The sequence below is a fragment of the Actinoallomurus bryophytorum genome (assembly GCF_006716425.1).
GTDB classification, from domain to species: domain Bacteria; phylum Actinomycetota; class Actinomycetes; order Streptosporangiales; family Streptosporangiaceae; genus Actinoallomurus; species Actinoallomurus bryophytorum.
The window spans coordinates 3,597,609-3,610,844 of sequence record NZ_VFOZ01000001.1; the positions used below are offsets into that span (position 1 = coordinate 3,597,609).

General features: G+C 66.6%; 17 protein-coding genes. 4 read left to right on the forward strand and 13 right to left on the reverse strand.

The features are described from left to right. Nucleotides 1–76: 76 nt before the first annotated feature. The 9 genes from FB559_RS16905 to FB559_RS16940 form a co-directional block, all read right to left on the reverse strand. A complete protein-coding gene (locus tag FB559_RS16905) occupies nucleotides 77–1,426 on the reverse strand; it encodes a tyrosine-type recombinase/integrase (protein WP_141956508.1) in 1,350 nt (449 codons plus the stop codon). After that, entirely contained in the window at nucleotides 1,426–1,641 is a 216-nt protein-coding gene (locus FB559_RS16910) for an excisionase family DNA-binding protein (protein WP_141956509.1), read from the reverse strand. The genes FB559_RS16905 and FB559_RS16910 overlap by 1 nt, the downstream gene beginning before the upstream one ends. Further along, nucleotides 1,638–3,041: a replication initiator gene (locus tag FB559_RS16915; RefSeq protein ID WP_246121677.1), complete on the reverse strand. Its 1,404-nt coding sequence runs from the start codon at nucleotides 3,039–3,041 to the stop codon at nucleotides 1,638–1,640. The genes FB559_RS16910 and FB559_RS16915 overlap by 4 nt, the downstream gene beginning before the upstream one ends. A 97-nt stretch (nucleotides 3,042–3,138) precedes the next feature. Beyond that, on the reverse strand, nucleotides 3,139–3,267 hold the full coding sequence (locus tag FB559_RS46220) for a hypothetical protein (RefSeq protein ID WP_281286268.1): 129 nt from the start codon (nucleotides 3,265–3,267) through the stop codon (nucleotides 3,139–3,141). After that, the gene (locus FB559_RS16920) at nucleotides 3,267–3,620 is read right to left on the reverse strand and encodes a hypothetical protein (protein ID WP_141956510.1); all 354 of its coding nucleotides are present in this window, start codon (nucleotides 3,618–3,620) and stop codon (nucleotides 3,267–3,269) included. Before FB559_RS16920 ends, FB559_RS46220 begins: the two co-directional genes overlap by 1 nt. A gap of 10 nt (nucleotides 3,621–3,630) precedes the next feature. Further along, the gene (locus FB559_RS16925; protein WP_141956511.1) at nucleotides 3,631–4,329 is read right to left on the reverse strand and encodes a DUF2637 domain-containing protein; all 699 of its coding nucleotides are present in this window, start codon (nucleotides 4,327–4,329) and stop codon (nucleotides 3,631–3,633) included. Then, a complete protein-coding gene (locus FB559_RS16930) occupies nucleotides 4,329–4,607 on the reverse strand; it encodes a hypothetical protein (RefSeq protein WP_141956512.1) in 279 nt (92 codons plus the stop codon). The genes FB559_RS16925 and FB559_RS16930 overlap by 1 nt, the downstream gene beginning before the upstream one ends. Before the next feature lie 20 nt (nucleotides 4,608–4,627). Then, nucleotides 4,628–5,986, reverse strand: a complete 1,359-nt coding sequence (locus FB559_RS16935; RefSeq protein WP_141956513.1) for an FtsK/SpoIIIE domain-containing protein — start codon at nucleotides 5,984–5,986, stop codon at nucleotides 4,628–4,630. Between the two features lie 11 nt (nucleotides 5,987–5,997). Next, nucleotides 5,998–6,339: an SCO3933 family regulatory protein gene (locus tag FB559_RS16940; protein WP_141956514.1), complete on the reverse strand. Its 342-nt coding sequence runs from the start codon at nucleotides 6,337–6,339 to the stop codon at nucleotides 5,998–6,000. A gap of 130 nt (nucleotides 6,340–6,469) precedes the next feature. Between FB559_RS16940 and FB559_RS16945 the strand changes: the two genes are divergently transcribed. Then, a complete protein-coding gene (locus FB559_RS16945) occupies nucleotides 6,470–6,850 on the forward strand; it encodes a GntR family transcriptional regulator (protein WP_141956515.1) in 381 nt (126 codons plus the stop codon). A gap of 74 nt (nucleotides 6,851–6,924) precedes the next feature. Here the strand turns inward: FB559_RS16945 and FB559_RS16950 are convergent, their stop codons facing one another. From FB559_RS16950 to FB559_RS16960, 3 genes are all read right to left on the reverse strand, one after another. After that, a complete protein-coding gene (locus tag FB559_RS16950) occupies nucleotides 6,925–7,419 on the reverse strand; it encodes a helix-turn-helix domain-containing protein (RefSeq protein WP_342780941.1) in 495 nt (164 codons plus the stop codon). Continuing rightward, nucleotides 7,395–7,808, reverse strand: a complete 414-nt coding sequence (locus tag FB559_RS16955; RefSeq protein WP_185792259.1) for an ATP-binding protein — start codon at nucleotides 7,806–7,808, stop codon at nucleotides 7,395–7,397. The genes FB559_RS16950 and FB559_RS16955 overlap by 25 nt, the downstream gene beginning before the upstream one ends. 186 nt (nucleotides 7,809–7,994) lie before the next feature. Beyond that, complete coding sequence (locus tag FB559_RS16960; protein ID WP_141956517.1) at nucleotides 7,995–8,207, reverse strand: hypothetical protein; 213 nt, start codon at nucleotides 8,205–8,207, stop codon at nucleotides 7,995–7,997. A gap of 107 nt (nucleotides 8,208–8,314) precedes the next feature. Here FB559_RS16960 and FB559_RS16965 point away from each other — a divergent pair, with 107 nt between their 5' ends. The 3 genes from FB559_RS16965 to FB559_RS16975 all read left to right on the forward strand — a co-directional run bounded on the left by FB559_RS16965 (nucleotide 8,315) and on the right by FB559_RS16975 (nucleotide 10,604). Further along, entirely contained in the window at nucleotides 8,315–9,697 is a 1,383-nt protein-coding gene (locus FB559_RS16965) for a helix-turn-helix domain-containing protein (RefSeq protein ID WP_141956518.1), read from the forward strand. Continuing rightward, nucleotides 9,694–10,179, forward strand: coding sequence for a GNAT family N-acetyltransferase (locus FB559_RS16970; protein WP_221640054.1), 486 nt, complete (start codon nucleotides 9,694–9,696; stop codon nucleotides 10,177–10,179). The genes FB559_RS16965 and FB559_RS16970 overlap by 4 nt, the downstream gene beginning before the upstream one ends. 110 nt (nucleotides 10,180–10,289) lie before the next feature. Then, the gene (locus tag FB559_RS16975) at nucleotides 10,290–10,604 is read left to right on the forward strand and encodes a hypothetical protein (RefSeq protein ID WP_141956519.1); all 315 of its coding nucleotides are present in this window, start codon (nucleotides 10,290–10,292) and stop codon (nucleotides 10,602–10,604) included. A gap of 217 nt (nucleotides 10,605–10,821) precedes the next feature. Here the strand turns inward: FB559_RS16975 and FB559_RS16980 are convergent, their stop codons facing one another. Continuing rightward, nucleotides 10,822–12,582, reverse strand: coding sequence for an IS481 family transposase (locus FB559_RS16980; RefSeq protein ID WP_141961744.1), 1,761 nt, complete (start codon nucleotides 12,580–12,582; stop codon nucleotides 10,822–10,824). Nucleotides 12,583–13,236: the final 654 nt, after the last annotated feature.

A 13,236-nucleotide genomic window follows, 5' to 3' on the forward strand; every position in this document is an offset into this window, starting at 1 on the left:
GTCAGGGGATGGATCCCGACCTGGGCCTTGATCGTTCTCAGGGGCCGTGACACCCCGTCGTGCAATTAGCGTGCAATTAGGCCACGGGCACCAGGGCGCCGGCCGCGCCATCGTCGCCGTCCTCCCCAGGCTCGTCACGCTGGGCCTTGAGGAGGACATCGAGGCCCTGGGCGATGACCTGGTCCGCTTTGTTGGTCGCGTGCTGGTAGATGAGCGCGGCCCGTTCGCTGTCCTGGCCCATCCTCCGCATGAGGTCTTTGGTCGTCGCGCCCGTCGCGGCGGCCAGCATGTTGCCGGTATGCCGAAGGTCGTGAAAGTGGAGGCCGGGAACCCCCAGGACGGCCACCACATGCACCCATCGAGTGGACTTGTTGAAGTTGCTGCGCCGCAACGGTCCGCCCTTGATGCCTCTGAATACCAGGGCGCTCGGCTTGTTCTCGGTGTACTTGTCCAGGTGTGCCCGCAGATCGGGGATGAGCGACCGTGGGATGTTGACCGTACGGACACCGGCGCGGGACTTCGGCGGGCCGAGGACCATGGTGCCGTTGTCCTGTTCCGTGTAGGCCACGCGGACGCGGACGGTGGCGTTCTCCAGGTCGAGGTCCTGGCGGTGAAGTGCGGTGACCTCACCCCATCGCAGTGAGGCGAAGGCGGAGAGCAGGACGAGGGCGCGGTACCGGTCGTCGCGTGTGTAGTCGGCCCGCCCGTCGTGCATCAACTGGAAGAGGACGCGTTCCGCTTTGGCGCGGGAGGCGAAGGGATCCGGGAACGCCCGCATAAGCCCGTTCTTCACGCGGTAGCGGAGCCAGAATCCGTCCTCTTTCTTACGGATGTTGCCTACCGGGCGACGGCCGACCAGGTCCGCCAGGACGATGACCTGAGCGACGTTGAGCACGGGACGCTCCGGCGCGTTCTCGGTGCCCGCTCCTTTGATTCTGCAAGGGTTGCGGGGAAGGATGCCGTCCTCCTCCACCGCCGTCATGAGGATGGCCCGCAATAGGCGGTACGCCTTCGCCGCCATGGACTGAGAGACGCCGGCGGCGACGAGACCGGCGCGCCAATCGCGGACGACCGCCGTCGACAACTTGCCGAGAGGAATCGGGCCGAGTCCGGGCTTGATGTGCTTCTCGAACAGCCAGGCGTACAGCTCACGTGTCCGGATCCGCAGGTTGGGACGCTGGGCGATCCAGGTCACGCCGTAGTCGCTGAGCTTGACCTTGCCGCCGTCCGGGTCGGTCCAGTCACCTCGAAGGATCTGGACTTCGGTCAGATTCAGGAAACGCTCGGCCTCGGACTTACGGGCGAACGTCTCGGGCGCGTACTTGCGCTGCCCATCCGGGCCGAGGTAGCTCGCCTGGTAGCGGCCCGAAGGAAGCTCCCGGATCAGACCGAACCGGCGACGTCCGTCCTTGTTTCCACGTGCCATTACGCGGCCTTCCAGATGTCGGATGCGGTCATGGGCTCGACGGGTTCGATGAACTCGGTCAGTGCGGACAGGGGGATCCGTACGAAGCGGCCCACCCGTACGAAGCGGATACGGCGCTGAGCGATGAGCCGGCGTGGGAAGCGCTCGGACGTGCCGAGGAACTTCGCCGCCTGCTTGACGTCGAGAAGCGGGTCTTCGTCCGGGTGGTTGGTCATGCTGCGTGCCCTTCGGTCGCGCTGAACGGCGATAGAGGTGGCAGGGGCTTGCCGCTGATCGCGGCGGAGAGGAAGGCTTCGCCGGGGGTGTGGCCTTGACCGGCGTACTGCCAGTGCGCGACGACGAGCACCTGGTCCTCCTCGAAGAGAGGGAGGCGACCGGTCGTGATCTGGTGTTCGCGCTGGTTATGGGCGATCCGTGCCATGCGGAGCGCGCCGAGGGTGGTCGAGTACCGGCGGGACTTGGTCGAGAAGTGGCCGCGGAAGCCGAGCATGTGTGCCCACTCGGCGAGGCGGAGGTCTGTGAGTTCGGGCAGTGCGCCGAGGCGCCTGCATTCGGCGATCAGTCGGCGCGCGTGGTCGCGTACGGGGAGCCGGTCGACGTCGTCTGTGGGGCGGATCCGGCGGTCGAGGGTGCCGACGCATTCGGCGGCTTTGGTGGCGTACTTGGCGATGTAGCCGGCGACGGCCTGGTCACTTAGTTCTCCGGTTGTCGTGATCGGCCGGACGTCGACTTGCGCTCCCCAGGTCAGCACGCGAGCGGGAAGTTCCTTGGCTTCGGGGCTGGTGGCCGTGACCGCTTGTGCTGCGTGGTGTACCGCGTCGGCGAGGCGATCGCTGTCGGCCCAGCCGGGCGGGGTGGACGTCGGTCCGTCTGGGCCGTCGAAACGGATGACGGCGTGGAAGTGGACGATGCCGCGCCGTTGGTATTCGGCGACCTTGGCGAAGGAGACGGTGAGGATGTCGCGTAGCTCACGGGCGGTCAGGCCCGCGGATTTCGCGATGCGTCGGCGCAGTGCGAGCGTGAAGCGTCGCCACAGTTCGGGGGCGAGCGCGTTGAACAGGACCGAGCCGGAGTAGTCGTAGCAGTCCGGGCACAGTGGTTCGCCGAGACGAGGATCGTCGGCTTCGTGTCGTTGCATGCACGACTGCATGCGTCCGTGCGGGCAGGCGCCCAGGTCCCGCCGAGGGTGGCACGGCTGAATGGCACCGGCCTTTTCCCGCCGGGTGTGGACGGACCCGAACGAGGGTGCGGTCAGGGTGACGAATGCCGCCGGGTGCTGGGTGACGGTGTCGGGTACGCCCTTGCCGCCGACGAGGCCGGCGCGGACGAGCTGGTAGGTGTCGGCCCGATAGGTCTCGGCACAGGCCGGGCAACGGGACGCCCGACGTGTCTTGCACGCAACGCGTAGGGCGCCGTCCGGCTCGTGAGCGGTGGAGTAACGGTGGAGAACGCTGCCGGTAAGCGGGTCGCGATACTCGACGCCTCCGCGTAGATAGATCGGCTGGGCGCAGCCGCCTGTCCGCCGGATCTGGGCGATCCACCGTTGGTAGTCCGGTGAGGAGGCTCGCCGGGCGATGTCGCGGAGCGTCAGCGGGGATGGGACAGCAGCAGGCAAGATGAACAGGTCTCCCGTCGTTGTGAAGCGGTTGGGGATGGCCCCCGACGTGGCGCGTGACTTGGCGGTTGTGTGGCCACGCCGGGGGCGCAGGGCGTCAGCAGAAGCCGAGGCCCTCGCAGTGCTCGCAGGTCTCGCCGTGGGAATCGAGTCCTCCGCCGCCGCAGTGGCAGCACTGGTAGGTCTCGACCGGCGGGACATACGCGGGTCGCTCATCGGTGTCCATCAGGCGGCGTGAAACGCCGGTGCGTAGGTCATGAATGCTTCGTGAGCAGCCCGGTCACGTGCGGGGATGTGGACGGCGCTGTAGGTGATGCGGCCGAAGGTCTTGGAGACCTTGTAGTGCCCGCCGTCTCCGGTCTCGTCGGTGACGGTCTCGTCGAGCGCGCGGGCGATGTTGTCGATCTCGGCCCGCTCGGTCGCGTCGTCCTCACGGCGGGCGAAGACGGTGTACTCCTCCCCGTACTCCCGCACAGGAACGTTGGGGTTGTTCTCCAGGAAGTCGGCCAGGGCGCGGAGGCCGGCGATGGTCTGGGCGCGAGCGAACAGGTCGCCGGGAACGATCGACTGTGTGGTCATTTCGATCTCCTCAGGCAGTGCGGATCTGGCGGAGCAGGTCGGAGGCGAGCTGGTTGGACACACCCAGACGGGCGCGGAGCGCGTCGCGGGTGATCGGCCGTCCGTGTCGGCTCTGGTGCTCGTCGGCGACGCGGCGAGCGAAGGTGAGTAGCTCTACTGGCGGGCCGTCCGTCGAGGCCGATGCGTCGTCGGTCACGTCCTGCTCGGCCGCTTCGTCCTGTTCGTCCGGGACGGGGACCAGCGCCGAGGACGGACGGCCGAAGGACGGCGGGACAGGGGACGGGGACTCCGTCACTGTCACCGTGGCCGGGACGGGATCTGGCGTTCGGCGGCCGGACGAGCGGCGTTCGAGCATCGAGACGGCGACGAGGAAGGCCCCCGCAGGAGTCGCCGCGGTCAGCCATCCCCATGTGGTCCGTTCGGCTTGGGCGAGGTTGGCCGCCAGGGACAGCGACACACCCCCGGACAGAACCAAGGTCGGCCAGGACACCGGCCCCGTACGTCGGCCCGTTCGACGGTCGCGCTGCCGCTCACGAGCCGCCATGACGCAGGTGAGGTCGATACAGACCGCGATGGCCCAGGCCATCCAGCCGTGCTGACCGTGCTGGTCGGCGGTGTCGCGGATGTGGGTGAACGATCCCGCCGCGGCGATCGAGGCGAGTACGACCACCGGCCCGGAGTCGGCCAGTACGGCGCCGAGGCGGATCATTACGCGGCCCCCCGTCCGCAGATGACGGCGAGGAGTTCGGCCAGCTCACGGTCACACTCGTGGGTGTCGGCCCAGTCGAGCAGCCAGCCCAGCGAGTCGGGGTAGGCCGACTCGGTGTGAGTGCAGTTCTCACAAACCGCCAGGTGGACGCCGCGTCCGTCGTCGAAGGTGATGCGGACGGGGTCGGGGGACGAGGACGGACGCTCGGACGAGGGGCGGGGACGCCAGGACGGGTTGGGGACGACGGGACGGCGCAGGGGGATCACGTTGTTCGTCATTCGAAGTCCTTCGGGGGTGCTCAGGCGGCTTGGTCGTCGGGGATCGCGCGCGGGGTGGTGCGGACGAGCTGCGCCCATGGGGTGGTGAGTTCGCGGTGTGCGTGTGCGGCGGTCTCGGCTTCGGCTTCGGTGGTGAGAGCGGACCGAGCGCGATGCCAGGACCCATCGCTGCCGGCCACGATCGCCACTCCGGGGGTCTCGGTGGGGATGGCGCGTGCGGCGTCCAGCGCGGCGGGATCCATGTCGCCGAGCGTCATGTTCGCGGTCTCCGGATCGTTGACCCGGTGGCAGACACGGCCCGAGAGCTGAGAACGCAGCGCGGTTACTCCGGGCCCGAGGTCGGAGCCGATGCGCTGCCCGCAGACGATCAGGTAGACACCGAACGCGCGGCCGAGCTGAGCGACGCGCAGGAGCGCGGTCGCGGTCTTGGCGACCTGCTCTTTCTCGGCTTTGTCGGCCATGAGGAACAGTTCGGCCACCTCGTCGACCACAACGACGATCGGGGTACGCCGCAGATGTTCCGGGAGCCGCCACACGTTCCGTACGCCGTGCTCCCGGCAGTCGGCCATCCGGTGCGTGAGTTCGGACACGAGCCCTTCGAGGAGCTGCACGCACGTCGCCCGAGTGGTGGCGAGCGCGGACAGACGATCCGCGTAGGGAGTGAGTTCGACGCCCCCTTTGAGGTCGAAGCCGACGAGCGCGACCGGCTGGGGAGCCAGCCCCCGGATGATGGCGTTCATCAGCGTCGACTTACCAGATTGGGTCGCCCCCGCCAGCAGCCAATGTGGGACGGTCTTGAAGTCGATGACCCACGGCCGGCCGTTCTCCAGGACCCCCGGTCGTACGGTGAGCAGGTCATCCGGTGTCGGCGCCATCGGCGCGACCGTGATGAGCGGATCCTTACGGGTCGCGATCAGCACGACCTTGCCCGGCTTGGAGTCCAGGACCCGCACGGCGTGAGCACGCCAGGCATGCGCGAGCCGTTCGGCGACCTTGGCGAAGTCATCGGGGATCTGGCCGTCGTTGAGCTTGATCGGCAGACGCCATCCCAGCCGGGATGGCCGGATGATGCCCAGCCGGGGCGCCCGTTCGACCTCCACCCGGCGCAGGTGACGGCGTTCGACCACCGCCATTGCCTCGCGTGAGGCCGACCCGATGACGGGGACCGTGTCCAGGGAGATCCGCCACCGCCGACGCTTGTGGGTCAGCTTGCACGCCGAGGCCACGTGCAGCCAGGTGGCGTACAACCAGACCGCGCGAGCCGGGAAGCCGACGCCGAACCAGAACGACAGCGGATGGAACCGGCGCCAGGCCACTCCCCCGGCCACCACGGCGACCAGCACCGCGAGCGCTTCGTACAGCGTTGCCTTGTCGATCATCCCGGCCCCGTTCAGGCGGCCTGGACGGCGGACGCGGGTAGGACGGTCGAGGCACCGAAGGAGATCCCCTGACGCTTCTCGCCCCTGATGACCTGCTCCCACGGGCGCGCGATCAGGTCGGGCACGGTGACGATCTGGCCGACGTGGACGCCGGGCTCACCGGGGACGTTGACCTGCACCAGATCGATCCGGCCCGCCTCGTTCGAGACCGACAGGCCGACCTGGTAGACGGTCCGGCCCTCGCGGTCGACCTTGACCTCTCCGGTCTCCCGGTTCGTGATCTTCGGGTGCGGAGGTGCGACGCAGACGAAGGTGAGCTTCGTGGTGTCGACCGGGATTCCGATGTTCTGCATGCTGCTCCTTGGACGATTCCTGCTTTCCTGTGTTCATAGGTTAGTGGGTAGGAAGGTAGAAATCCAAGCGATCAGTGCGAACTTTCTTAGGAACCTAGAAACCTGAGGTAGATGGGCTACCCTTGAGGACATGGCCAGTCCGCCCCCGGTCGACCGCCGCAAGGTCTTCGTACGCATCGCCGACGAGCTGCGGAACGACATCGCCGCAGGACGATTCCCAGTCGGCGAGCCGTTCCCGTCCATCGGGGACCTGGTCGAACGCTTCGGCTCGGCAAAGGCGACAGTCGAACGCTCCCTTGAAGTCCTGCGCGGCGAGGGGCTGCTAGCCAGCCGCCAGGGGAGTCGCACGGTCGTAGTGGCCATGCCGGACGGGCCGGCCGGCGCCGCCGAGCCGGAGGAGCACAGCGAAGAGTTTCAAGTCCTCTTCGGGTATCTCCAGGAGATACGCAGTCACCTCAAGAGGCTGAGTACCAAGCTCGAAGAACTGGACGAACGAACCAAGAACCTCTGACGCCAAGGCGCACATGAGTAAGGCCCCGACCGCACATCGTCGGGGCCTGCTCTATGGGGGAGGCGACAGGATGGTCACCGCGGAACGCCGCCTCTGTAGCGCAAGGTCGTGTGAGTGCCCAGGATTCGTCTCATGACTCCGTAACTGAGGGAGAAGCGGTCGGCCACCTGCCGGATGGACCATCCCTGCTCGTAGAGCCGGACGGCGTCCTGCGCCATGCCCTCTTGAGACTCGTCGCCGCTGTCTGCGCTGCCAAGAATCGACTCCGCCTCTGATCTCAGGTAACGGCGATGTCCACCAGGTGTGAGGAGGGCCCTTAACTTCCCTTCCCGAGCCCAACGCGCGATCGTCGCCGTTCTGACTCCGAAGAGCAGGGCGACTTCCCTCGGCCTGAGCAGCTCATCAACTTGGGCCGGCGCGGACGGTTCGTCAGGTCGCGCCGCGATCTCTTTCCCGTTGACCGGTAAACCAGGCCGGGGACGGTGGTCAAGGTTCCAGGTCTTGGCCTCTACCTCGTACGCGGTACTCGGGTCTTCCTCGTCCCTCACGTGCTCTCTCCGATCAAACACTTACACCAAACGATCTTTCCGCCGGTTTCGAGCACCTCACAGCCCCACTCCTTGGACAGCGTCTGAACGAGCAATAACCCGCGGCCTGTCTCGTCGGTTTCGGAAGCCACGCGGCGGAGCGGCGGCGTGGAGTTGACGTCCCACACCTCGACCAAAAGCGTGTCGGGGAGTGCGGAAAGGCTGAGGTAGACCGGGTTCACCTTCCCGGCGAGGAGCTCTTCGGGCACCGATTCATCAACCACGCCGGTGTGGGTTACCGCATTCGTCACCAGCTCACTGACGAGCAGCTCGACCGTGTCCGTCAATGCGGACAACTGCCAGGTGTCGAGCACCCAGCGCGCGTACGCGCGGGCACGGCCGACCGCCGAGGGCATCCCGGCCAGCAGCATGCAGTTCGATCGTGGTTGATCCATCGTCAGCCTCATAACTTGCGATCTCCCGTGCGCCCGAGCAGCCGCGAACGCGGGGGAGGGGGTCGGTCCGCCGGAGGCGTGGAGGTTCGGACGCACTGGCGGAGTCGCCGGCGGGAGATAGAGGACTCGCCCCCATCTCCCGCCGGCCACGAATGCGGAGGTCTACGCGGTACGGTCCGCTCGGTCGTCTGCGGTATTCGTGGCACGTTTCGTGATCTCGGCCGTCCATACCTGCAGGTCGCACAGCTCCGCCGAAATTTTCGCGACTTCGGCAAGCAGCAACTGACGCTCGGACTCCGTCAAGCCCTTCGGCCTCCTCTTCAGCACCCGGTCACGTGCTCGATCGATCGATGTGATCCGTCCCGCGATCTCCATACGGACCAACTTCGCGCACGACAAAGCGGAAACCCATTACCGGCGGACATGCTCGACGGGTATACGTGGTGGACATATAGGCTCGTTCCAGCGATGGAGGGGGTGCGATGCCGGGGAGTTTCCCGATCGACGTGCCGGACTCGGTTTGGACACACCCCGACATGCCTGCCGCCCTTACGGCCGGCTCGGTCGGCGCCATCGGCCCGTTGCTGAAGCTCGTCAAGCAGTACACGGGAGCCTCTCAATCCCAGCTCGCGAACGCTCTGGACACCACCCAGGGCCGGATCAGCAAGTACCTCAACGATCTGATTCGCGTCGAGCGAATGGACATGTTCCAACGCGTCGCGGACGGCCTGGGCATGCCCGACGAGGCGCGTATGGTCTTCGGCCTGGCACCACGCTCCACACCTCTTCGGCCGGCGCCGGTTGTGCCCAGCGAGGTCATCAGCACGAGCAGCGTGTCCGTTTCGCCGCTTTCTGCTGATCTAATGAAGCCGTCCGCGGGGGTGACTGATCTACGTCAGGTTGAGATACTCCGGCAAGAGCTTCACGACGCGCTCAGCGAGGGCACGGTGGCAGAGGCAAGCCTTGATGACTGGGACAGACTCGTAGTCCGCTACGGACGAGCAACCCGTGATCGCCCGGCGAACGTATTGCTAGACGACCTGAGTGCCGACCTCACCGAGTTGAAGCGGACGATTCAGCGGTACCGGTCCGCATCCGCGATGCGGAGGCTCACACGTGTCGCCGCGCAGATGTCCGGCCTGATGTGTCTCACCCTGTGCAAGCTCGATGACCGGCCCGGATTCCGCCGCTGGACCCGGACGGCCCGCATCGCGGCCAACGAAGCCGGTGACCCCGTGGTGCACTCGTGGATTCTGGCCCAGGAGGCGTACGGCCACTACTACAGCGGCGACATGCTTGAAGCCGTTGACGTTGCGAAGCACGCCCAGGAGCTTGTCCCCACCTCACCCTGTGTCGGCGCCGGCCTTGCCGCAGCACTCGAAGCCAGAGCGCATGCCGCGATGGGCGACCGCGAGGCGACCCGAACTTCACTTGCCCGAGCAGAGGAGATCACAGCCCAGCTCGACGGTGATGACCTGGTCCCTTCCGCATTCGGCTACAACGAGGCGCAGCTACGCTTCCACGCGGGCAGCGCCCTCACCCACCTCCAGAACGTCAAAGCCGCGGTCGCCGAGCAGGAACGAGCACTCGAACTCTGCATGCCCGGCGACTACACCGACTGGGCCATGACCCGACTCGATCGAGCGGCCTGCCTCCTCCACAGCGACGAGACCACAGATGCCCTGGAGTACGCCACAGAGACCGTTGATAGCCTCACCCAGGCACAACGCAAGGGCATCATCACGCTTCGCGGACACGAGATCTTGAACAGCCTGCCCAAGCAGCGGCAAGCACTGCCAGCCGCTCAAGGCTTCCGCGAGCTGTTGAACCTGTCCGCGGACACGAAGGGGATCGAGGGTAAGTGACTGTCGTAGCGCCCATCCAGCCGGGAGACCTCGAAGCGTTCGCAGCGCTGGCCGAGGAGATGGATCGCTTCTACGGCACGACGGAGTTCGACCCGCTGGACGTACGGCTCCGGCAGATCGAAGAAGCCCTGTTCGGTGACCAGCCGTGGGCGTACGCGCTCATCGCGTGGACCGACGACCAACCGGTCGGCTTCGCGACCTACTCATTCCTCTGGCCGGCCGCCGGGTTCACTCGCTCACTGTTCCTCAAAGAGCTGTACGTTATCGAGACCGCCCGCCGGGCAGGTGTCGGCAAGGCGATCATGCAGAGTCTCGCCGAGATCGCGGTCAAGACTGACTGCAGCCGGTTCGAGTGGCAGACGGACACCCCGAACACCAAGGCACAGCGCTTCTACGCAGACCTCGGCATAGCTGTCGATGAGTCGAAGCTGTTCTACCGGGCCCAAGGCGAAGCACTACGCACACTCGCTCACGGCGGTTGAGCGGAGCAAGGCCACGCAGAGGACCTCGGCAAGCCGCCCAAGTCGACCTCCGCCACCCTGCTTGACAGATGATCTAGGCGGATACGTTCACGTCCGTTAGGGGCAAGACGGTGTCAGTGGTAGCCGGCTGGGTCTGGGACCGCAACGTTCGACCGCTACTCGGCCTCCTCAGTTCTTATGCCGGTTACACCTTCGATGACACTGACTGGCAGACCATCGTTCTCGGCCTCGAAGGAACCGACGACGACCGAGACGATTGCTGGTACAGCTACCCCCTCGTCGGCGACCAACATCTCAACGTCGCCCTCGCCCACGCTGTCGGCAGCTACGTCGTCTCGGTGCGAATAGAGGGAATCGCCGACCACCACATGGCGCTACGAGCGGAAACGCTCCTCGACGCGTACTCGGAGGCACGCCGCGACTAGTCGGGCGACCCGGCGTCATCCCCGTTCATGTCAAGCATCAGCTGGGACTGACGTGACAAGCATCTACCGGGACAGCACAGCCAGCCGACAGGGCGTAAAGCATCAACCGAGGCCGGAGTGTCAAGTATCAACCGAGGAAGGACAGCCCAGCCGAGTTGGTTGTGCAACCTCGGTTGATGGGCGACGTTTCGTGGTCGGGTGATGCTTTCCGCCGGCCCTAGGTTTCGTAGTTGATGTGTCCGCTTGCTCGGGTGCGGGTGACCTCCTTGATGGTGGTGCGGGGGTGGGTGGCCAGTTCTTGTCCTTGGTGCAGGACGCGGAACTGGGTGTCTTCAAGGACGACGGTGACGACCTTGCCGCGGTGGGCGTGGCCGATGTGGAACTTGGTGCCGGCGATCATGAGGGCGCCGCTGCTGGAGACGACCCGCTGAACGTGGGTGACTTGGGTGGGTAGGCCGGGGGCCGGGCCGGACATTCGGGCGCCGTGCAGATGGCTGCGTTGTTGGTGGGTGAGCGGGTTGGGGCGGGTTCCGGTCAGGACGCCGTCGGTGATGACGTGGATGAGCTGGGCGTCGATGCGCAGCGTGACGCGTTTGCCGGCCAGGGGGATGCCGACGCTGATCTGTTTGCCGGCGATGGAGACCATGCCGCAGTGGTTGACCAGCCGGTCGACCTCCACCACCGCATCGGCGGGCAGCTCCCCGACCGGTAGGGCAGTGGCCGGGGAAGGGCGACCAGGGCGGCCGCGGGTGTTCAGTCGGGTCAGGTCTTCGGGTGTGAGGGTGATCGGGTGGGTCTTGATGAGCTGGTCTTGGTGGAAGACGTGCAGGGTGGTGGCGCTGACCCAGACGGTAACGGTCTGGCCGGCCAGGCTGGTGCCGAGCCAGATCTGGCGTCCGGCCGCGGTCATGTTCCCACTCGCCGGGACGATCCGGTCGAACTCGATCGCCGCCGGAACCACCGCCGGAGTCAGGGCCAAGGGGGCTGACGGTGGCGGTGTCGGCGTCGGGGTGGGGAGTGCGGCCAGGTCGGCGGGTAGCCGCAGCGGCAGCTCCTGGTCGGCGGGGCTGGTGGTGCGGTGGGCGAAGCGGCTGGCGGGGGTGGCCATGTCCAGGGATTGGTGGGGGCGGACGGTGTTGTAGTCGGCCACCCAGGTATCCAGTGCCTGCTGGGCGGCCGGGAGGCTGGTGAACGGCGCCTGGGCGGCCAGGAACTCCTCGCGGACGGTGCGGTGCCAGCGTTCGACCTTGCCGGTCGTGGTGGGTGAGCGGATTTTGGTGTGTCGGGTGGTGATGCCGTTGTCGCGGCAGATCCGCTCGAACAGCACCTCGGTCGGGCGAGGCTGGGTGAACCGGCCGGTGAACTGCTTCCCGTTATCGGTCAACACCTCTTCGGGCACTCCATGGCATGCCAGGGCTCGGGCGAAGGCGGTGCAGACCGCACGTGCCGAAGCCCGGGTGACAAGGGCGGCGATGACGATGAAGCGGGAGTAGTCATCGATCCCGCTGATCAGTTTCAGCTCCCGTCCATCGACGAGCATCACTCCGCCCATGATGTCGAGTTGCCACAGTTGCATCGGCTCGTCGCGTTCCCACCGCTGATACGAGGATCGCGGCCGGCGTCGGCCTGTTGGTATCACCAGGTTGTTGCGGGTCAGGATCCGCGACAGTGTCGCCTGGGAGGGCACCGGCTCAACGCCACTGCGCTGCAGCTCGTGCGCTAATCGAGCCGGACCCCACCGCGGGTGGGCGCGGCGCAGTTCACACACCAGCACTTCCACCTCCGCCGCGGTCTGATGCGGGCACACCGCTGGCCGGTGCGACCGATCGGCCAGCCCGCCCAGGCCGCCGTCTCGATACCGGCGCATCCACGCGTGCAGGGTCTGTCGGGTGACCCCGTAGCGTTCGGCGACTTCGATGACCGGGCATCCGGCCTGGACTTCCAGCACAGCGCGATACCGCTGCTCCACGACGCTCAGCTCCACCAGCGCCAACCCGGCCTCCCCCGTGATCACGACGAACCACGTGAAAGCCAAGCCAGCCGACAGGGCGTAAAGCATCAACCGAGGCCGGAGTGTCAAGTATCAACCGAGGAAGGACACCCAGCCGAGTTGGTCCGGATGAGAACTTTCTCTACGGTTTCAAGGGCGCCCCGGCTGTGCCGGGGCGCCGGCGGTCGACCGGCCCTCGGGCCGGGCATGCGGCCTCTTCGGGCCGGTCCCGACCCGAACCGGTCGAGCGCCCAACCAACCCGTCTTACGCTGCGTGATCTCCCAACTCACTCCGCGTGTCCTTTAAACCGGCGGCCGTCGGTTAATACGTCCTCGCCGTTGGAGAAGCACCTCGGTCGGGTGCATGGCACTGATCACGGCGTCCACAGACACACCGGTCGGTTGGGGAGCCATGAGGCCACACATCGGCCTGGCGAACCAGGCCCGCGTGTCAGCCGCCGGAAGGGCAGAATCGAGTTCTATGCTCGCTTCGCCTCCAGGAAACCGTACGCAGATCCGTAGGACTCTTGAGAGAGCTCCGTGTATCCCTCTTCTCTGCGTCAGAAGCACAGTGATCACGGTTCCGAGTACGACGATGGGCCACGCGTCGTCGCGTGCCAGAGTAAGCCAGGCGTCTCCTTG